This window comes from Mycobacterium lehmannii (assembly GCF_002245535.1).
Lineage (GTDB): Bacteria > Actinomycetota > Actinomycetes > Mycobacteriales > Mycobacteriaceae > Mycobacterium > Mycobacterium lehmannii.
The window spans coordinates 37,351-56,273 of sequence record NZ_NKCN01000011.1 but is presented as its reverse complement, the minus strand read 5'-3'; the positions used below and the strand labels follow the sequence as shown (position 1 = coordinate 56,273).

General features: G+C 67.7%; 17 protein-coding genes and 1 pseudogene. 6 read left to right on the top strand and 12 right to left on the bottom strand.

Annotated features, from left to right (window positions below):
• Nucleotides 1–49 precede the first annotated feature (49 nt).
• Nucleotides 50–1,537: an MFS transporter gene (locus CEX87_RS14030; protein ID WP_158220775.1), complete on the top strand. Its 1,488-nt coding sequence runs from the start codon at nucleotides 50–52 to the stop codon at nucleotides 1,535–1,537.
• Here the strand turns inward: CEX87_RS14030 and CEX87_RS14025 are convergent.
• The gene (locus tag CEX87_RS14025; RefSeq protein WP_064399731.1) at nucleotides 1,527–2,402 is read right to left on the bottom strand and encodes a phytanoyl-CoA dioxygenase family protein; all 876 of its coding nucleotides are present in this window, start codon (nucleotides 2,400–2,402) and stop codon (nucleotides 1,527–1,529) included. The two genes, CEX87_RS14030 and CEX87_RS14025, sit on opposite strands and share 11 nt — an antisense overlap.
• Nucleotides 2,403–2,639: 237 nt before the next feature.
• Between CEX87_RS14025 and CEX87_RS14020 the strand changes: the two are divergent.
• Nucleotides 2,640–4,658, top strand: a pseudogene (locus CEX87_RS14020) (prolyl oligopeptidase family serine peptidase); the annotation flags it as partial.
• On the opposite strand, the gene CEX87_RS14015 reads toward CEX87_RS14020, so the two are convergent.
• Nucleotides 4,651–5,904, bottom strand: coding sequence for a Dyp-type peroxidase (locus CEX87_RS14015; protein ID WP_064425417.1), 1,254 nt, complete (start codon nucleotides 5,902–5,904; stop codon nucleotides 4,651–4,653). The pseudogene CEX87_RS14020 and the gene CEX87_RS14015 overlap by 8 nt on opposite strands.
• Entirely contained in the window at nucleotides 5,901–6,833 is a 933-nt protein-coding gene (locus CEX87_RS14010; RefSeq protein ID WP_064419946.1) for an EfeM/EfeO family lipoprotein, read from the bottom strand. The genes CEX87_RS14015 and CEX87_RS14010 overlap by 4 nt, the downstream gene beginning before the upstream one ends.
• Before the next feature lie 154 nt (nucleotides 6,834–6,987).
• Here CEX87_RS14010 and CEX87_RS14005 point away from each other — a divergent pair, with 154 nt between their 5' ends.
• Entirely contained in the window at nucleotides 6,988–7,902 is a 915-nt protein-coding gene (locus tag CEX87_RS14005; RefSeq protein ID WP_064425416.1) for a crotonase/enoyl-CoA hydratase family protein, read from the top strand.
• On the opposite strand, the gene CEX87_RS14000 is transcribed toward CEX87_RS14005, so the two are convergent.
• The 7 genes from CEX87_RS14000 to CEX87_RS13970 all read right to left on the bottom strand — a co-directional run bounded on the left by CEX87_RS14000 (nucleotide 7,882) and on the right by CEX87_RS13970 (nucleotide 13,527).
• On the bottom strand, nucleotides 7,882–8,889 hold the full coding sequence (locus CEX87_RS14000) for a DUF2889 domain-containing protein (protein WP_094287777.1): 1,008 nt from the start codon (nucleotides 8,887–8,889) through the stop codon (nucleotides 7,882–7,884). The genes CEX87_RS14005 and CEX87_RS14000 overlap by 21 nt on opposite strands.
• Before the next feature lie 29 nt (nucleotides 8,890–8,918).
• On the bottom strand, nucleotides 8,919–9,764 hold the full coding sequence (locus CEX87_RS13995) for a hypothetical protein (protein ID WP_094287854.1): 846 nt from the start codon (nucleotides 9,762–9,764) through the stop codon (nucleotides 8,919–8,921).
• Between the two features lie 92 nt (nucleotides 9,765–9,856).
• Nucleotides 9,857–11,374, bottom strand: coding sequence for an aldehyde dehydrogenase family protein (locus CEX87_RS13990; RefSeq protein ID WP_094287775.1), 1,518 nt, complete (start codon nucleotides 11,372–11,374; stop codon nucleotides 9,857–9,859).
• A 69-nt stretch (nucleotides 11,375–11,443) separates the two neighbouring features.
• Nucleotides 11,444–12,022: a TetR family transcriptional regulator gene (locus tag CEX87_RS13985; RefSeq protein ID WP_064425413.1), complete on the bottom strand. Its 579-nt coding sequence runs from the start codon at nucleotides 12,020–12,022 to the stop codon at nucleotides 11,444–11,446.
• A gap of 25 nt (nucleotides 12,023–12,047) precedes the next feature.
• Entirely contained in the window at nucleotides 12,048–12,608 is a 561-nt protein-coding gene (locus tag CEX87_RS13980) for a phosphatase PAP2 family protein (protein WP_094287773.1), read from the bottom strand.
• Complete coding sequence (locus CEX87_RS13975; RefSeq protein WP_066810749.1) at nucleotides 12,605–13,120, bottom strand: mycothiol transferase; 516 nt, start codon at nucleotides 13,118–13,120, stop codon at nucleotides 12,605–12,607. Before CEX87_RS13975 ends, CEX87_RS13980 begins: the two co-directional genes overlap by 4 nt.
• Nucleotides 13,121–13,137: 17 nt before the next feature.
• Nucleotides 13,138–13,527 carry a VOC family protein gene (locus CEX87_RS13970; RefSeq protein WP_094287771.1) on the bottom strand — a complete coding sequence of 130 codons (390 nt, stop codon included), beginning with the start codon at nucleotides 13,525–13,527 and terminating at the stop codon, nucleotides 13,138–13,140.
• A 22-nt stretch (nucleotides 13,528–13,549) separates the two neighbouring features.
• On the opposite strand from CEX87_RS13970, the gene CEX87_RS13965 reads away from it, so the two are divergent.
• Entirely contained in the window at nucleotides 13,550–15,274 is a 1,725-nt protein-coding gene (locus CEX87_RS13965) for an N-acyl-D-amino-acid deacylase family protein (protein WP_094287769.1), read from the top strand.
• Nucleotides 15,271–15,828, top strand: coding sequence for a carboxymuconolactone decarboxylase family protein (locus CEX87_RS13960; RefSeq protein WP_094287767.1), 558 nt, complete (start codon nucleotides 15,271–15,273; stop codon nucleotides 15,826–15,828). Before CEX87_RS13965 ends, CEX87_RS13960 begins: the two co-directional genes overlap by 4 nt.
• On the opposite strand, the gene CEX87_RS13955 is transcribed toward CEX87_RS13960, so the two are convergent.
• Nucleotides 15,817–16,641: an SDR family NAD(P)-dependent oxidoreductase gene (locus CEX87_RS13955; protein WP_066810751.1), complete on the bottom strand. Its 825-nt coding sequence runs from the start codon at nucleotides 16,639–16,641 to the stop codon at nucleotides 15,817–15,819. The two genes, CEX87_RS13960 and CEX87_RS13955, sit on opposite strands and share 12 nt — an antisense overlap.
• A gap of 42 nt (nucleotides 16,642–16,683) precedes the next feature.
• On the opposite strand from CEX87_RS13955, the gene CEX87_RS13950 reads away from it, so the two are divergent.
• Nucleotides 16,684–17,058: a hypothetical protein gene (locus CEX87_RS13950; RefSeq protein ID WP_064399744.1), complete on the top strand. Its 375-nt coding sequence runs from the start codon at nucleotides 16,684–16,686 to the stop codon at nucleotides 17,056–17,058.
• 133 nt (nucleotides 17,059–17,191) lie between these two features.
• Here CEX87_RS13950 and groL read toward each other — a convergent pair whose 3' ends face one another.
• Nucleotides 17,192–18,817, bottom strand: coding sequence for a chaperonin GroEL (gene groL / locus CEX87_RS13945; protein ID WP_064399745.1), 1,626 nt, complete (start codon nucleotides 18,815–18,817; stop codon nucleotides 17,192–17,194).
• Nucleotides 18,818–18,923: the final 106 nt, after the last annotated feature.

Below are 18,923 nucleotides of genomic sequence, written 5' to 3'. Positions count from 1 at the left end.
GGTGCGCCAGCGTGCCCCTACCGTGCCTCGCGACCTCCACAATGGTCGCGTGGATCCGTCACCGACGGTCGAACACCGCGCGCCCGGTTCGCGGCCCTCGACAAGCTACGGGTTCGTGTTGCTGGCGGTGACGTTGGCGATCAGCGACTTCACGATCGCCGACGCTGTCATCCCGTCGCTGGTGCGCGATCTCGGTTTGTCCGTGGCCGATCTGGGCTTGGCGTTCACGGCGTACTTCGCCGCAGCGGCGGCATTCATGGTCCTGTTCGGCAGGCTTGGTGACGTTCTCGGACGACGCTTAGTGCTGCTCGTCTCCACCGCCCTGTTCATCGCGGGAAGCGTGCTCAGCGGCATCGCCTGGGATCTGCCGTCCTTCTTCGCCGGGCGCGTGCTGTCCGGATTGGCGTTGGCGGCGACTCTGCCCAACGGTCTCGGCGTGCTCAACACGCTGTTCGCGCAACGCGGGCCGCAGCGTGAGCGCGCCTTCGGCTTGTGGGCGGCGGCGATCGGACTGGCGGCGGTGATAGGACCTCTTGTCGGGGGCGCGGCGGCGGCCACCGCGATCAGTTGGCGCTGGGCGTTTTTCGGGTCGGCGCTACTTGGCGTGCTTGCCGCGGTGGGCATCGCCGCCACCTTGGCCGAGAACCCCCGTAAGCGTCTCGCCGACATCGACGTCTGGGGTGCACTCCTGTTGGCGGCAAGTGCGGGCAGCCTTGCGCTGGCCGTAGACCTCGGAGGCGGCGGCTACGACGACCAAGTACGCACGGCCGCGGGGCTTTTCGGAGTCACGATCGCGGCCGCCGCCTTCGCCGCGGCGCAGTGCAGGCGGATCCGTCGGCGACGAGAACCCATTACCCCGCCACACCTGTTCCGGTACCGGTCTTTTCGCCTGGCCACGTTCAGTTCCGCGTTCATGTCCATCGGCGACACCGGATTCCAGCTGGCCCTACCACTGGTCCTGGGATTCGTCCTCGGCGCGGGCCAATGGGGTGTGGGCGTCGTGCTGGCCTGCTACGGCGCGGGCGCGGTGCTCAGCGGCCCGGCCGCGGCTGCGCTTGCTCGGCGACTCGATGACCGCACGGTGGCCCGATACGCCCTTGCGGCTTTGCCGCTTCTGTTGCTCGGCCTGATCGCCCTGCTCTCCTCGAAGACGCCGCTGGCCGCCGTGGGAGCGGTGCTGGTCGCCTACGGCGTGGCCTGGGGTGTCGCATACGCGCGACTGGTGAATATATCGTATTACGAAGTACCGGAACAGGACTCAGCGGTTGCCGGTGGGGTTCAGAGCGCGCTGCGACTTCTGGCCGGCGCGCTTGGCGCGGGGATTCTCACGGCCGTCTTCAGCGGTGTGGCCGGCCGGTCGGCGCTGGACGCGGCGGTGCCGTCGCACTCGCGACTGACGCCCTCGGCCGATACGTCCGCGCTCGCGACGGCACTCTCGACAGGCGCGCAGGCGACCATCGCGGTCGCCGCGGCCATCACGGCCGTCGCACTGATCATCGCCTTGCGGCTGCCCGAACAGCCGGCCCTCAGATCGTGAGCGGCCGCTCCAGACGGTCGCGAACCGAGTCGAGGAACGGATGCTCTTCAGATCCCAGGTAGTCGGCCGGCGGGCGCCAATCGATCCGGCCCATCTTCCCCGCGAACAAGCCGTAGCCGATCAGTTCGCGGAGTCGTGGATCCAGCCGTCGCACCAATTCGCGAGGAATGCTCAGCTGCTGGTTGATCTGTTGGCGAAGGAACCCCGCGCAGTAGTTGACGGTGAGGGCGGGACGCGGTTTGTTCGTCCGGTTGGCGCCGGCCGTATGCCACAGGCCGCCGTTCCACACCAGCGCGTCACCGGCGGCCATCTCCACCGGCGTGCTCGGTGGATAGGGCTCCGACGGCATCGCTGCCAGCCGGTGGGTGCCCGGCACAACGCGGGTCGCGCCGTTCTCATCGGTGAAGTCGCAGAGCGCGATCAGCGCGTTGCAGAGCAGCGGTTGGTGGGGCCGCGGAATCGGATACATCTCGTCGTCGCAGTGCAACCGCTGCTCGACCGCTCCTGGCAGCTGGTTGCTCGTCATGAACCAGGACAGCAGACAGTCCCGACCGAGCACACCCTCGATGATCGGCAACAACCGTGGGTTGGTCGGGAGCGCCTCGTATCGGGCGCCGTGTAGCAGCAGGTTGTCGATCCGCACCCAGTCGTGATCGGCGCCGTTGAGCGGCTTCTGTCCCGGGCGGGGAAAGCCTTTCACGACGGTGTTCGAGTTGGCGATCACCGTCGGCAGTTCGCGCTCGAGCCGACGCGTATCGCTCAGGTAGCCGTCGACCGCGGCGTCGTCGAGGACTCCCCTGACGACGGTGTAGCCGAGTTCTTCGATCTCACCGACGTGTCGAGCCGTCGATGAGTCGTCAGTCATCAGGATGGCAGCAGGTCGATTTCCTGCTGAACCTCTTCTTCTCGAGCCTCGTCGGTGTCGACGATCTGTGGGTCGGCCATGACGACCTCCTTCGGCAAGACGAAAGGTGACCACGTCATGATCACTCACCGCGGCCGCTGGCGCGGGGCATTCCGGCAGAAAATTAACTCTGCCGCAAAGCGAGCCGGAAAACGGCGTCATACCCGGCACGGCAACACCGGCTGAACCGGTCGGGCGCCGGACCGCGACAATGGGCGCGTGGATGAGGACCCGTATCTGTGGCTCGAGGACATCACCGGTGATGATGCGTTGGACTGGGTGCGCAAGCACAACGAGCCGACGGTCGCGCGCTTCGGCAGTGAGAGGTTCGAGCAGATGCGGCGCGAGGCGCTGGAGGTACTCGACACCGACGCCCGCATCCCCTACGTCCGTAGGCGCGGTGATCACCTGTACAACTTCTGGCGCGACGCGGACCACCCGCGGGGTCTGTGGCGGCGCACGACGCTGGACAGCTACCGCAGCGAGCAGCCGGAGTGGGACGTCCTGATCGATGTCGACGCGCTCGCCGACCAAGACGACGACAACTGGGTGTGGGCCGGCGCCGACGTGCTCGAACCGGACTTCTCCCTCGCGCTCGTCGAACTGTCCCGCGGCGGCGCCGACGCCACCGTTGTTCGCGAATTCGACATGGCCGCAAGGCAGTTCGTCGCGGACGGTTTCGCGCTTCCCGAGGCCAAGTCGAGCGTCACGTGGCAGGACCGCGATACCGTGCTGGTCGGCACCGACTTCGGACCGGGTTCGTTGACCGACTCCGGTTACCCCCGGATCGTGAAGCGCTGGCGGCGCGGGCAACCGCTCGCCGATGCGCAGACCCTGTTCGAGGGTGAGATCGCCGACGTCAGCGTGGGATGCGGCTACGACGCGACACCGGGATTCGAACGGTTGCTGATCACGCGGGCGTTCGACTTCTTCAACCGCGAGCGTTACGAGTTGCGCGGCGAAACGCTGATACCCATCGACGTGCCAACCGATGCCGGGATCTCCGTGCACCGCGAGTGGCTGTTGATCCGGCCGCGCGCGGAGTGGACAGTCGGGTCGACGACGTATCGCGCCGGTTCCCTGCTTGCCGCGAACTACGTCGAATATCTGGATGGCGCGCGGGATCTGCACGTGGTGTTCGAACCCGACGAGCACTCCAGCCTGGACGACTACGCGTGGACACGTGAACGCCTGATCCTCGTCACGCTCGTCGATGTGATCAGCCACGTCGAGGTCGTGACACCGGGAGCATGGCGGCGAGCCGAGATTGCAGGGATCCCGCCGAACACCAATACGGTATTGGTCGACGCCGACGAATACGGCGACGAGATCTTCGTCGACTCCAGCGGTTTCGACACCCCGTCGCGGCTGTTATGGGGCGTGGCCGGTGACGCCGTCGCAGAGGTCAAACGCGCGCCGTCGTTCTTCGACGCCGCCGACCTTGAGGTCGAGCAGTTCTTTGTGGCGTCCGATGACGGCACCACGATCCCGTATTTCGTTGTGGGGCATCGCCACAATCATGCGCCGAGCCCCACGCTGTTGGGCGGATACGGCGGCTTCGAGGTGGCCAACACGCCAAGCTACGCCGGTGTGTTGGGCCGGTTGTGGTTGAGCCGGGGTGGCACGTACGTGTTGGCGAACATTCGCGGTGGAGGGGAGTACGGGCCGACGTGGCACACACAGGCGATGCGTGAGAACCGGCATCTCGTCTACGAGGACTTCGCCGCTGTGGCACGCGATCTCGTGGCGCGCGGTATCACCACAGTCGAGCAGCTCGGCGCGCAGGGCGGAAGCAACGGCGGCCTGTTGATGGGCGTAATGCTGACACGCTACCCGGAACTGTTCGGCGCGCTGGTGTGCAGTGTGCCGCTATTGGACATGCGACGGTTCCACCTGCTGCTCGCGGGGGCCTCCTGGATGGCCGAGTACGGGGATCCCGACGATCCCGACGATTGGGAGTTCATCTCGAAATACTCGCCGTACCAGAATATCTCGGCGGATCGCCGGTACCCGCCCGTTCTCATCACCACGTCGACGCGCGACGACCGCGTACATCCGGGCCACGCGCGCAAGATGACCGCGGCCCTCGAGGATGCGGGCCATCCGGTCCACTACTACGAGAACATCGAGGGCGGACACGCCGGCGCGGCCGATAACGCCCAGACCGCATTCCGGTCAGCGCTGATCTACGAGTTCCTGTGGTCGATGCTCAGCTGAACAGCTGATCGCCGAGGAACCGGTCGGGACCGGTGACGCCCGGCAAGATGAAGAAGAAGCCGCCGCCGACCGGCAGGATGTACTCCTCGAGCGGTTCCCCTGCCAGGCGGCGCTGCACCGTCAGGAACCCCTTCTCCAGGCTGCGCTGATAGGCGATGAAGGCCAAACCCTGGTCCAGTCGGCCCGCGCCGTCGAAACCCCGGGAGTAGTTGAAGCCCCTCCGCAGGATCAGGTTCTCGTCTGTCTCCGGCGTTCGCGGGTTGGCCAACCGGATGTGGGCCGTGAGCGGAATTCGCTTGCCGTCTGGGTCTTCTGGGTAATCGGGGTCGGTGAACTCACCGCTGAGCCCGAGCGGCGCGCCGCTGACCTTGCTGCGCCCGATCAGCGCCTCCTGCTCGACGAGTTGGGTGCGGTCCCAGAACTCGACGAACATGCGGATGATGCGGATCGCCTGATAGGAACCGCCGACCGCCCACTCCGGTTCACCGTCCTGCGGGCCGACCCAGACGTGGCGGTCCATCACGGCGCCGTCGTCGACATCGAGGTTGGCCGTCCCATCCTTGAAGCCCAACAGGTTTCGAGGAGTCGCCGCCTCTGAGGCCTGCCCGGCGCCGATGCCCCTGGCGTATCCGTCGACCATCCACCGCATCACCAGATCGCTGCGCGTGCGGCGCATCAGCTGACGCAGCGCGAAGATGACCGTGTCGTTGTGCCCGGCCTCGATCACGATCGACAGATCACCGTGCGACAGTTTGGGATCCAGCCGGTCGTTGGCCAGAAACGGCATCGTGACCAGTTCCTTGGGCTTGCGGTCCGCGAGCCCGAACCGATCGTCGAACAGCGACGCGCCCACACCGACCACCACCGACAAGTTGTCTGCCGGAGGCTGCTCGCCGAGGATGCCCGAGTCGACGGGCGGGTATTCCGGGTCGCGCACCTCGGGCGGCTTGCCCGCCATCAGCCCGCGGATCTCTTCGGTGAGTTCCTGGAGTGCGCGCTTGAGGCCGTCGCGATCCTTCGACAGCACGTTGAACGAGGCGATCAATCCCTGTTCGGGGATGGGCAGCGCGGTGATGCCGGTCTGGTGGGCGCCCTCGAACGGGACGAGCGTCCCCGCGGCAGCAGGCGGAGCGGCATCATCCTTCGAGCATCCGGCGAGGGCGGCACCGGCACCCACCGCGGCACCCGTGCCCAGCGCGCCGGTGATGAAGCCCCGGCGCGACAGCCCCGAGCGGCCTTCGCTCACTTCAGTTTCAGCACTCCCGACACCTGCGACAGGTTCTCCGACAACCCGGCGAGTTCGGCCTTGAGCTTGTCGATGACGTCCGGTGTCACGGTGACCTCGGGGCAGCGCGGCGACGGGTAGGGGTCGTTCTCGGTGCAGAACAACACCCAGCCGTCACCGCGGCGCAACGGCCGCATCGTGTCGAACACGGAGTTGAGCCCCGCTTCGATCTTGCCCAGCAGAGCCGGATCGGCTTGTACCAGAGCGGCGCTCAACGTGTTGACGGCGTCGCGCGAGCCCTGCATGTTGGCGTCGAAGTCCCACAGGTCGGTCTTGGAGTAGCGGTCCTCCTCGCCGGTGATCTTGCCCTCGGACACCTCTTCGACCAGCTCCGCCGCGCCGGTGGACACATCGATCGGCTTCACTTCGATCGACGGGAACTGCGCCTTCAGGTCGGCGACGTCCTTGTCGAGCTGGTCGGCGAACGGCGCCGCGCCTTCGGTGGTGTTCTTCTCGAACAGCAGATACTCGAGGCGGTGCCAACCGGTGAACTTCGGGTCGTCGACGCCCGCGAAGTCGTCCACGCGGGCGTCGATCTTGCCGTCGATCTCCTCGACCAGGGCGGCAATCGGCTCGATGCGTTCCCACGGGGCGCGAGAAGGCGCGTACGCGTCCTGGGCGGCCTTGAGGTCTCCGGCGCGCACGGCATCGGTGAAGACCTTGACCACGCGCTGAAGTTCGTCGATGTTGCTCTGCGCGTAGGCCTTGTAGTCGGCGGCCGCTTTGTCGAGTACCGCGGGATCGACTGCGGGAGCGGCGCTCGTCGTCTCGGTCGCGGTTCCAGTGGCCGACGTCGTCTCGCTGCCGGAAGACGAGCTCTCGTTCGAGCATCCGGACAGGATCAGGCCGACGACGGCGATGGGGGTTGCCCAGGCAAGATACCGGTTCATTAGCACCTCGAAGTTAGGAGAGGCTGAACATAGCACTTCTGGCTGGTCAGAGGCGAGGCAAGCCTAAATCGGCGTTGCGAGCGGGTGCACCATCAAGCGCGAACCGGCTCGGCGCGAGAATCGGCGCCGGCGCCTTCTCTGCCAAACTTGGGCCATGACGCCGCCAGAATCCGGGCCGCAGTTCGAGACCTTGCTCTATGCCGCCGAGCCACCCATCGCCACCATCACCCTCAACCGTCCCGACCACCTCAACACCATCGTCCCGCCGATGCCCGACGAGATCGAGAAGGCCATCGGTGCGGCCGAGCGTGATCCCGCCGTCAAGGTGATCGTGCTGCGTGGCGCCGGCCGCGCGTTCTCCGGCGGCTACGACTTCGGCGGTGGTTTTGCACACTGGGGCGATGCGATGAACACCGACGGCCGTTGGGACCCCGGCAAGGACTTCGCCATGGTCAGCGCGCGCGAAACCGGTCCCACGCAGAAGTTCATGGCGATCTGGCGGGCGTCCAAGCCGGTGATCGCCCAGGTGCACGGCTGGTGTGTGGGCGGCGCGAGCGACTACGCGCTGTGCGCCGACATCGTGATTGCCAGCGACGACGCGGTGATCGGCACTCCTTACGCCCGCATGTGGGGTGCCTACCTCACCGGCATGTGGCTGTACCGGCTGAGCCTGGCGAAGGTGAAGTGGCACTCGTTGACCGGCGAGCCGCTGACCGGAAAGGAAGCCGCCGCAGTCGAACTCATCAACGAGTCGGTGCCGTTTGAGAACCTCGAGGCCCGCGTCAAAGAGGTCGCAGGCAGGCTGGCCGCGATCCCGCTGTCGCAGCTTCAGGCGCAGAAGCTGATCGTCAACCAGGCTTACGAGAACATGGGCCTGGCCTCCACCCAAACCCTCGGCGGCATCCTCGACGGGCTGATGCGCAACACCCCCGATGCGCTGTCCTTCATCGAAACCGCTGCCGCGCAGGGGGTTCGGGCCGCCGTCGAGCAGCGCGACGGTCCATGGGGCGACTACAGCCAGGCGCCGCCGGAGAAGCGCCCCGACCCGTCACACGTCATCGAGCCCTGAACGCAGCTCGAAGAGCGCGTCGAGATCGGCGATCGCACGCAGGGTGTCGTTGAGATGCGTGCACGTGCTGGTGCCGACGAACTCTCGCCGGACGCGGTCGCGAAGCTCGGCGAGCCTCATCCCCTGCACACGTTGCGCACTGCCGATGGCGCCCGGGCATTCCTGCCACGGCAGCACACGCACGTCCGCGCTGATCGCGGTGATCGTCCGCGTCGCGACGTCGACCGCGCCGGCGAGCGTGTACTCGTGCACGATCGTCTCGACCCCGTCGCCGTCGACATGGGAGTCACGGAAGTGCGCATCAAAGCGGGCCGAGTAGCGTGCCACACCCTGTTCCGGCGGGTGCAGGTCGAGTCGCCGTAATCGCCGCATGCCGTGTGCACCAAGGGTTTCGACGGCGTGCACACCGTCGATGTCGATCGGCGGGGCCTGCGGTCCGTGCACCGAGGGGATGGTGCCGAGGCGTCGCGCGTATCCCACGAGCGACGCCTCAGGTGCGAAACCCGCGCAGATACCGGCCATGCGATCGGCGGTGCCGGGCGGCAACTTCTCCTCAGTACCCGCGACGATCGTCGCGTACTGCAGTGCGTAACCGGAGACCAGCGCCGCACCGACCCAGTCGTCGAGCAGCAGGTGCAGCAGGGTCGAGCCATGGACGTCCGTTGGTAGCAGTTCATCTACCGCGGAGCGGAATCCGGGACCTACCCGCTTACCGACGAGGCGACCGAGCCGGTCGTCGCCCGCCGCGACCGCCTCGATCGTCTCGATGACCCGGTCGGCCAAACGGGCGCGCACGGCGATCTCGTCGAGCACCTCCACCGCACCGCGCCGGACGACGACGTCACGCGCCCTCAGGTCCACATCGGAATCCGCAGCGCCATCGGGATGGGTGTCGATGGTGCTGGTCCGCCGCAGTGCGCCCGCCACCAGCGGTGGCCACATCTCGACGGGCCGCTGGGGGCCCACGATGTCGGTGACGAACGGCATGGGTTTCACGGTAGCAATACCGAGGTTGGCTAAACGTCGCGTCGCCGTAACCCGCCGAGCATCGCCACGAGCACGCCGAACAGCACCAGCACTCCGCCTGCGGCCAGGGTGAGGTTCAGCCAGTGGTGCAGGTTGTCCTCGGCGTGCGCCACCATCACATCGACGACCACTCGCAGGTCCCCCGACAGCCGGTTCAACGCGCCATTGACGGAGCGGCGCGCCACCTCGAGGCCCGCCCACCCCGCCGCGCCCACGATGAGCGCGGAAACACCAAGGGCGGCAAGGGCTCTGCCGCGACTGCGGGCCGCCGTGAGCGTCAACAGGGCGAATACCACCGTGAGGATGCTCGCGCCGATGCTCACCCACGGCCCCCACGTCGACACCCGTTCGAGCTGACCGGGCCGCCAGGTATCGGTGATCGATACGGAGACCGGCAGCGAGTTGGGGGTGGCGACGCCGACGTTACCCAGCGTTTTGCGGAACGACTCGTCGGCGAGCATCGGGCCGAGGTCGAGGATCCATTCGTCGGTGCCCTCGACCTGCTGGGCCGCGTCGGTGAACATCCAGCGATGACCGACGGTGTTGGCCAGGGCGAACTGTTCGGGGAACGTCGGGTTCGCCGTGTAGGCCGAGGCCACCCCGCTGATGACGGTGCTGTCGACGTCGTAACCGTTGTCGCCCATGTACGACGCGACTTCGGTGGTAAGCACCCCCGCCATCGCCTTCTGCAGTTGCGGGTCCTCGGCTGCCGACTGGGCCAACGCGGAGTATCCGCCCTCGTCGACCACGTTGCGCTGCGCCCACATGGTGGGGACGGCGACGGCCAGCAGCGCCGTCGTGACGAGCCACAAGAAGACCGTCACCACCACGCGCACGCGCATCCTCCTACCCGAAACCGCGGTTTCTGACACGAACCGCGAGTAACCGCCTCAGAAACCGTAGTCTCGACGCGGTGGCGGGGACGTCGCTACTTGGCGGCCCGCTTCGGGGTGATCAGCGCCAGCTTCGTCATCAACGTGTTCATCCGCTTCAGCGCCTTGGGCGAGTTGTTGTAGTAGTTGCCGCCTGCGCCGACGTTGGTGCGCGGCGCGACCACCACTTCCTGGCGGCAGTACTTGCGCAAGCCGTCCGCCCCGCCGAACCGCGCGCCAAGACCCGAGGTCTTCCAGCCGCCCATCGGAGCGGTCGTGCACATCAGGTTCGAGATCACGTCGTTGATGTTGACCGCACCGCAATCCAGTTCGACCGCAACGTCGTTGGCCCGCTCGATGTCCTTGGAGAACACCGCGGCACTCAACCCGTACGGGCTGTCGTTGGCCAGCCGGATCGCCTCGTCCACGCTGGCGACCTTCATGATCGGCAGTGTCGGCCCGAACGTCTCCTCCGTCATGCAGAGCATCGAGTGGTCGACGTCGACGAGGACGGTGGGCGGATAGAAGTTGCCCTCGCTTTCGGGGCGCTTACCGCCGGTCAGCGCCCGCGCACCCTTGGCAAGCGCGTCGTCGACGTGGCGGGCGGTGACGGCCACCTGAGTCTCGTCGATCAGCGAGCCGAAGTCGAAGCCCTCGCCTGCGCCCATCTTGAGCTTTTCGACGTCGCGCACCACCGCGTCGACGAACTTGTCGTAGACCGATTCGAGCACGTAGACCCGCTCCACCGATACGCACGTCTGCCCGGCATTGAAGAAGGCACCCCACACCGCGGCGTGCGCGGCGAGGTCGATGTCGGCGTCCTCGAGCACGATCATCGGGTCCTTGCCGCCGAGTTCGAGGCTGACCGGGGTGAGCCGGCGAGCGGCGCGCTCCATGACCTTCGCACCCGTCGCGCTGGAGCCGGTGAACTGAATGAAGTCGGCGTTGTCGATGACGGCCTCGGACACCTCGCGGGCGCCCTGGGCCAGCGCCAGCACCTCCGGTGCGCCCGAGTCCAGCCAGCCGCGCAGCAGCAGCTCGGCCGTCAGCGGTGTGCGCTCCGACGGCTTTAGCAACACCGCGCAGCCCGCCGCCAGCGCACCGATGGCGTCCATCAACGCGTTGGCCACCGGGTAGTTCCACGGCGCGATGATGCCGACGACGGGACGGGGCCGGTAGTGCACCTCGATCTTCTTGATCGACAGGAACGGCAGCGGCGCAGGACGCTTCTCGGGCGCCAGCGCCTTCTCCATGGTCTTGACGTAGTACGACGCGATCATGATCAGCAGCGGCACCTCCTGTGCCGCGTCGACGGCCGACTTGCCGGTCTCCTTGATCAGCAGCGACTCGATTTCGTCGCGGTGGTCGCCGAGCCAGACGGCGTAGCGGGCCAGCACCTTGGCCCGGCCCTTGGCGCCGCGGGCCTCCCACTGACGCTGGGCCTGGCGCAGGCCGGCCGCGATGCGCGGCACGTCGGCGGGGTCGGTCCATCGCACGGTGCCCGCGACGGCTCCGGTCGCGGGATTGCGGATGGTGCCGGTATCGGGCAGCTCAACGTCGGACGTCGCAGTCATGTCCCCATGCTAGCGGTCGCATGTGATCTAGATCGCAGCAGGGTTGACACGTGTCAAGTTTGCGGGCGTCTACCTCATGAGCCGGTCGAGCACCTGCAGGCTGTCCGAGATCGGGTCGCCGGGCAGTGGGGTGCCGTGCGAGGCGCTGATCAGCACCCCGACGATCGCCCCTGCCAGCACGCGTCGCTCGCGGGGGTCGGTCGGTGCGCCGGGACGTTGCATCAGCGCGTCTTCGATCAGGCCGATCAGCCGGACATATTCGGCGTAGAGCAGGCCGGCCACCTCGGGCACGGTGTACATCAGCCGCTGCCCGATCATGGCCTCTTCGCGCTGCTCGGGGGTCAGCGAATTGAACGTGGTCTCGACGGCGTGCCGGTAGGCGTCGATGACCGACATGTCGGCGGGCGCGGCGACGAACGCGTCGATGATCGGCGGGATGTGATCGTCGGAGATCAGCACCGCCTCTTTGGTCGGGAAGTAGCGGGAGAAGGTGCGCGGTGAGATGTCGGCGGCAGCGGAGATCTGCTCGACGGTGGTGGCCTGGTAGCCCCGCTCCTGGATCAGGCGGAACGCTTCCCGCCGGATAGTCGCACGAGTTCGAAGCTTCTTTCGCTCGCGCAAGCCCAGAGGCCTATCGGACAACGCCATCAGCCAATTGTTGCACCGCGTCGAGTTAGCCAGCCGAGGCCGACGGGGAATCGCGGTCCCCGCTGCGGTCGCGTCGGGCGATGACCGCGGCGGCCCACACGACCGCCGAACCGAACAGCACACCGCCCACCACGTCGGTGAAGTAGTGAAAGGTCGCGGCGACTCCGAGCATCGCCAACGCCACGGCGAGAACCGCGGTCACCACGACCCACCACGCCGCACCGGAAACGAGGACGGCCAGCCCCCACACGATGGTGGTCGCGGTGAGATGTCCGCTCGGATAGGCGAGCCCGCCTCCCTTCTGGCGGTCGAAGATCGGTTTGAGCACCCGGACGACCGCGATTCCGGCCAATGGCCCGACGACCGTCATCAGCGCCAGCCACCAACGCCGTTGCAGGCACGCGGCGGCCAACACCACGACAGTCAGGGTGAGCAGCACGCGGGCATCCGCGATCACGGCCAGGCGCCGCACCGGGGTGTCGCCGAAACCCTGGAACCAGTCGTCGACCGCCGTCGAGGATTTGCCGACCGCGCAGCCGAGCAGCAGCATCGCCACCAGCGCGAGCGCCGGCCACCATCGGGTCACGTGATTCCGCGGATGTAGGCCGCCTGGCCGAGGTGTTGGGCGCCGTCGTCGATGATGCTCACCAGCCGCACGCTCGCCGTCACCGGTGGATCCCAGTTCTCGTCGACGACGCGGCTCAGTTCCTCTGCGGTGACCGACGCGATGTACTCCAGCGTCGCCTTGTGCACGGCGTGCGCGTAGCCGGCGAGCAGATCCGCAGGGGCGCGGACGCGGCCCACCTCCTCGGGGCTGTGCCCGTAACCCATGTCTTCGCGGGGCAGGTCGAGCCCGAACCGGTCGACCCACCCGTCGCGCAACCAGACCTGCTCGGTGCCCGCAAGATCGGCGAGCTGGACGTCCTGCTGACGGGCGCTGTGCCACACCAGCCACGCGATGCTGTTGGCGGTTGGCGTGGGACGGAAGAACGCGGTCTCGTCGGTCAGCCCGTCGGTGAGGTTCTCCACGTGCTCGCTGAGCCGGGTGAACGCATCGCGCAGAATTTCGCGGACCACTGCCACGTCTGAGTCAGCCATGGCCTCGACGGTATACGTCAGTCCGGTGTTCGCGCCCCGTGAAAGACGGCCTCGATGTTGTTGCCGTCGGGATCGCGCACGAAGGCGCCGTAGTAACCGGGGTGGTACTCGGGCCACAGCCGCGGGGCGTGCAGCGACTCCGCGCCGGCCTGGATCGCGGCGTCGTAGAACGCCTGCACGGCATCGGTGTCGGCGGCCTCGAACGCGAAGTGCACCTCGCGGTTGGGACCCGCCGCGTCGCCGGCGTTCATGTCCGCGATCCAGAAGTCGGGCTTACCGTCCCTGCCGTAACCGATGGCGACCTGATAGTCGAGTTGGCGGGTGTAGCCGAGCACGCCCAGGACCGTGTCGTAGAACGCCTGCGACCTTTGGAAGTCCGCGCAGTTGATTCCGAAGTGGTCGATCACCGGCCCATCGTAGATTCGACGTATGACATACGAACTCGTCATCAGAGGCGGCACCATCGTCGACGGCCTCGGCGGGCAACCCTACGTCGGTGACGTGGCGGTTTCGGCAGGAGTCATAGCGGCCGTCGGAAGAGTCGATGAGCCCGGCGCGCGGGAGATCGACGCGACGGGCCTCCTGGTCACCCCCGGGTTCGTGGACCTGCACACCCACTACGACGGCCAGGCGATCTGGTCGGACCGCCTGACGCCGTCGTCGGCGCACGGTGTGACCACCGTGGTGATGGGCAACTGCGGGGTGGGGTTCGCGCCGTGCCGGCCGGAGGACCACGACGTCCTCGTCGACGTGATGGCCGGGGTCGAGGACATCCCCGGTGTGGTGATGGTCGACGGGTTGCCGTGGCACTGGGAGACGTTCCCGGAGTTCCTCGACGCGCTCGAGGAGCGGCGCCGGGACATTGATGTGGCCGCGTTGCTGCCCCACTCGCCGCTGCGGGTGTACGTGATGGGGCAGCGCGGTGTCGACCGCGAACCGGCCACCGCCGAGGACCTGGCGATGATGCGCAAACTCACCGCCGAAGCCGTACAGGCCGGCGCGCTGGGCTTCGCGTCGTCGCGGTTCACGCTGCACAAAACCGAGAGCGGGCGACCGATCCCCAGTTACGACGCCGACCGCGCCGAGATCGAGGCGATCGCCCGCGGAGTCGACGACGCCGGCGGCGGGCTGATCCAGTTCGTGCCCGACCTGGTGGCCGGCGACTACGAGCCCGTGCTGCGAACGGTGTTAGAGGTCGCCGCCGAGGTCGGCCTGCCCGTGACGTTCACCTTGGCGATCGGCAACGCCGGCGACCCGTTCTTCCTCGACGCGCTGACGATGGTCGAGAAGGCCAACATCGACGGCGGCGAGATCACCGCGCAGATCTTCCCGCGGCCCATCGGGCTGGTGCTCGGCCTCGAGTTGTCGGGCAACCCGTTCGTGATGTACCCCAGCTATCAGGAACTGGCCTCACTGCCGCTGGCCGAACGCGTTGCCGAGATGCGCAAACCCGAAGTGCGACAACGAATCCTGTCGGACCAGCCGGTCGGCGAGGGCCATCCGCTGATGTTCGCGGCGCAGGCGTTCGAATGGATGTTCCCGCTCGGCGACCCACCGGACTACGAACCTCCGCGGTCCGAGAGCATCGCGAGCCGCGCCCGTGCCCGCGGCGTCAGCCCGCTCGAGGAGGCCTACGACCGGCTGCTCGACGACGACGGTCACGCCATTCTTCTGGTGACCCTGGCCAACTTCCGCGACGGCACCCTCGACACGGTCGCGGACCTGATCCGTCGCGACGACGTGGTGCTCGGACTCGGCGACGGTGGGGCCCACTACGGAATGATCTGCGACGCAAGCTTTCCCACGTACATGCTGACGCACTGGTCACGGGACCGCGCCGCGGGTCGGCTGTCGGTGGCCGAGGCGGTGCGCGAACTGACGTCGGTGCCCGCCCGGGTTGCCGGCCTGGCCGACCGCGGCCGGATCGCCGTCGGATACAAGGCCGACCTCAACGTCATCGACCACGACGGGCTGCGCCTACACCGACCGGTGATCGCCTATGACCTTCCCGCCGGCGGCCGGCGCCTGGACCAGAGCGCCGAGGGATACGTCGCGACCGTCGTGTCCGGCGAGATCATCGCCGAGAACGGCACTCCCACCGTCGCGCGTCCGGGCGCGCTGATCCGCGGCCGCCGACCCGCGCCCACTGCGTGAGCAGGGTCGCGCCGCTGGCTCCCCCGTGGAGCGAGGACGACGCCGCAGGCATCAACGGCTGGGGACACCCCGACCGCACGTACGAGCCGCTGCTGCTGGTGCGCTGCCTGCAGAGGCACCCGAATCTGGCTGCGCGGCTTCGCAAACTGGGCGAGTCGCTCTACGTCGACGCGCGTCTGCCGCCGCGGTTGCGCACGATCGCGATCCTGCGGATCTGCGCATTGCTGCGGTGCGAGTACGAATGGGGCGGCCAGGCCGCGTTCTGGGGTCCCATCGCCGGGGTCAGCGAACGCGAATGTGACGCGCTGGTTCTCGACGACGATCCCGGCTTCAGCGATTTCGAGCGGGCACTGATCGCCGCCGTGGACGAGGTCGAGAGAACCGGCACATGGTCGGATCACACGTGGCACGCCCTGGGCGACGAGCTCGATGACGAGCAGCGGATGGAGCTGCTGGTCACAGTCGGCTGGTATCGCACCATCTGCACGCTGTGCAACGGCATGGCCTTGCCGGTCGAGGGTTGGATGCGGCGCTGGCCGCTGTCAGACCGCTGAGCGGTCGCGACGCAGCCCGGGATGCTGCCTGCGCAGCGTCCAGAGCAGAAGAGCCCGCGGAAGCGCTTGCAGCAGGCGGGTACTCAGCACATTCTGGCGTCCTGCGATTACCGTGCCGCGGTCGTGTTCGAGCGCGTCGACACCGATTCTGGCCACCTCCCGCGACGGCACCCACATGAACTTGGGGAATGCCGCGGCGAACTTGCGTTCGTCCATGCCCGCCGCCTGGAGGAACTCGGTGCGCACCGGCCCTGGAGCCAGCATCGCGACGGTGACGCCGGTGCCGGCCAGTTCGGCCCGCACGCCCTCGGTGTAGGTCTTGACGAACGCCTTGGTTCCCGCGTAGCCGGACTGGCCGGGAAACGGGTGGTAGCCCGCGGTGGACCCGACGTTGAGGATCGCACCGCGGCCACGCGGCACCATCTGCTGGACCGCGCGGGTGGTGAGGTCGATGACGGCTTCGACGTTGACGCGAACCTGCGCAATCTCATCGGCCACAGGCGATTTCGTCACCGATCCGATCGTGCCGATCCCGGCGTTGTTGACAAGCATGTCGACGGTGAGGCCGCGCTCGGCGATCTGGTCGAACAGCGCGGCGCGGGCCGCCGGGTCGGCGACGTCGCACGCGATGGTCTCGGCGCGGACGTTGCCGCCGAGTTCGGCCGCCAGATCGCGCAGCCGGTCTTCGCGACGAGCGACGAGCGTGACGCCGTGACCGCGCGCGGCGAGTTCGCGGGCGATGTCGGCGCCGATGCCCGCCGATGCTCCGGTGACGACGGCGGTGGTGGTAGACGATGGCGGCGGCAAGGGCATACAAGAACCTAACGCGCCGCTGCGCGGACGTATCCTCGCCCTATGAGCGTCAAGGTGGATCTCGACCGGTTGACCGACGTGCTGGCAGACTTCGGCTTCGCCTATCTGATCTCCGTCGGCGACGACTACCGCGCCCACACCGTCGCCGTCGAACCCGTGTTGCGCGACGGCCGACTCGACGTCGGGACCGTCGGTCGGCACACGCGGGAGAACACCGCCCGCCACGGCGACGTCACCATCGTGTGGCCGCCGAGTGAGGCCGGTGGGTACTCGTTGATCGTCGACGGTGAGGCGCACCAGGCGGGCGAGTCGTTGTCGGTCCAACCGTCGCGCGCGGTACTGCATCGCAAGGCCACCGCGGAGTCGCCGTCGACGAGCCCGGACTGCCTGCACGACTGCGTGCCGCTCAAGGAGTAACCCCCGCCGAGTGTGGGCGTGTGTCACGGTCCGCGCGCAAACGCGTGCGGGTAACCCACGTTCGGCGCTACCAGTGGACGTGAAAAAGCCCGGCCCCTTGCGAGGAGCCGGGCTTTTCCGTGAGAACCGGGACTTAGAAGTCCATGCCGCCCATGCCGCCGGTCGGGTCGGCCGGGCCAGCGGCCGCCTTCTCCGGCTTGTCGGCGACGACAGCCTCGGTGGTCAGGAACAGCGCCGCGATGGACGCCGCGTTCTGCAGCGCCGAACGCGTCACCTTGACCGGGTCGGCGACGCCGGCCTTGAGCAGGTCCTCGTACTCGCCGGTCGCGGCGTTGAGGCCGACGCCCTTCTCCGAGTTGCGGACCTTCTCGGCCACCACGCCGGGCTCCAGGCCGCCGTTGAGGGCGATCTGCTTCAGCGGCGCCTCGAGCGCCACGCGGACGATGTTCGCGCCGGTGGACTCGTCGCCCTCCAGCTTGAGCTCGTCCAGCGCCGGGGAGGCCTGCAGCAGGGCCACGCCACCACCGGCGACGATGCCCTCCTCGACGGCCGCCTTGGCGTTGCGGACGGCGTCCTCGATGCGGTGCTTACGCTCCTTGAGCTCGACCTCGGTGGCAGCGCCGGCCTTGATCACCGCAACACCGCCGGCCAGCTTGGCCAGGCGCTCCTGCAGCTTCTCGCGGTCGTAGTCGCTGTCGCTGTTCTCGATCTCGGCGCGGATCTGGGCCACCCGGCCGGCGATGGCGTCGGAGTCACCGGCGCCCTCGACGATGGTGGTCTCGTCCTTGGTCACGACGACCTTGCGGGCCTGGCCCAGCAGCGAGATGTCGGCGGTCTCGAGTGAGAGGCCGACCTCTTCGCTGACGACCTGACCACCGGTGAGGATGGCCATGTCCTGCAGCATCGCCTTGCGGCGGTCACCGAAGCCCGGGGCCTTGACGGCGACGGACTTGAAGGTGCCGCGGATCTTGTTGACCACCAGGGTCGACAGGGCCTCGCCCTCGACGTCCTCGGCGATGATCAGCAGCGGCTTGCCGGCCTGGATGACCTTCTCCAGCAGCGGGAGCAGGTCCTTGACGGTCGACACCTTGGACGACACGAGCAGGATGTACGGATCCTCGAGGACCGCTTCCTGACGCTCGGCGTCGGTCACGAAGTAACCCGAGATGTAGCCCTTGTCGAAGCGCATACCCTCGGTGAGCTCGAGCTGCAGGCCGAAGGTGTTGCTCTCCTCGACGGTGATGACACCCTCGTTGCCGACCTTGTCCATGGCCTCGGCGATCAGCTCACCGATCTGGGTGTCGCCGGCCGAGATCGCAGCGGTGGCGGCAATCTGGTCCTTGGTCTCGACCTCCTTGGCCGACTTCAGCAGCGTCTCGGTGATCTTCTCGACGGCCTTCTCGATGCCGCGCTTGAGGCCGAGCGGGTTGGCGCCGGCCGCGACGTTGCGCAGACCCTCGCGCACGAGCGCCTGGGCCAGCACGGTGGCGGTGGTGGTGCCGTCGCCGGCGACGTCGTCGGTCTTCTTGGCGACTTCCTTGACCAGCTCAGCGCCGATCTTCTCGTACGGGTCCTCCAGCTCGATCTCCTTGGCGATGGACACACCATCGTTGGTGATCGTGGGGGCGCCCCACTTCTTCTCCAGGACGACGTTGCGACCCTTGGGCCCCAACGTCACCTTTACCGCGTCGGCGAGGCTGTTGAGGCCCCGCTCGAGGCCGCGGCGGGCCTCTTCGTCATACGCAATTGTCTTGGCCATTGCGAAGTGTTCCTCCGGATTGGGGATGGCACGTCTGCGGTCGGGTGCAGTGCCCGCGACGGACGGCTCGGGTGTGCTCCGCAGATGCGGCCCGTTGCCTCACCGT

What these genes read in the sequence shown, in the direction of transcription:
- CEX87_RS14025 (WP_064399731.1), bottom strand. Translation starts at nt 2,402, where the DNA reads ATGACTGACGACTCATCGACGGCTCGACACGTCGGTGAGATCGAAGAA.
- groL (WP_064399745.1), bottom strand. Translation starts at nt 18,817, where the DNA reads ATGGCCAAGACAATTGCGTATGACGAAGAGGCCCGCCGCGGCCTCGAG.
- CEX87_RS14010 (WP_064419946.1), bottom strand. Translation starts at nt 6,833, where the DNA reads ATGAACCGGTATCTTGCCTGGGCAACCCCCATCGCCGTCGTCGGCCTG.
- CEX87_RS14000 (WP_094287777.1), bottom strand. Translation starts at nt 8,889, where the DNA reads ATGCCGTTCGTCACCGACATCGTGGGCCCCCAGCGGCCCGTCGAGATG.
- CEX87_RS13965 (WP_094287769.1), top strand. Translation starts at nt 13,550, where the DNA reads ATGACATACGAACTCGTCATCAGAGGCGGCACCATCGTCGACGGCCTC.
- CEX87_RS13985 (WP_064425413.1), bottom strand. Translation starts at nt 12,022, where the DNA reads ATGGCGTTGTCCGATAGGCCTCTGGGCTTGCGCGAGCGAAAGAAGCTT.
- CEX87_RS13975 (WP_066810749.1), bottom strand. Translation starts at nt 13,120, where the DNA reads ATGGCTGACTCAGACGTGGCAGTGGTCCGCGAAATTCTGCGCGATGCG.
- CEX87_RS13950 (WP_064399744.1), top strand. Translation starts at nt 16,684, where the DNA reads ATGAGCGTCAAGGTGGATCTCGACCGGTTGACCGACGTGCTGGCAGAC.
- CEX87_RS13990 (WP_094287775.1), bottom strand. Translation starts at nt 11,374, where the DNA reads ATGACTGCGACGTCCGACGTTGAGCTGCCCGATACCGGCACCATCCGC.
- CEX87_RS14005 (WP_064425416.1), top strand. Translation starts at nt 6,988, where the DNA reads ATGACGCCGCCAGAATCCGGGCCGCAGTTCGAGACCTTGCTCTATGCC.
- CEX87_RS13955 (WP_066810751.1), bottom strand. Translation starts at nt 16,641, where the DNA reads ATGCCCTTGCCGCCGCCATCGTCTACCACCACCGCCGTCGTCACCGGA.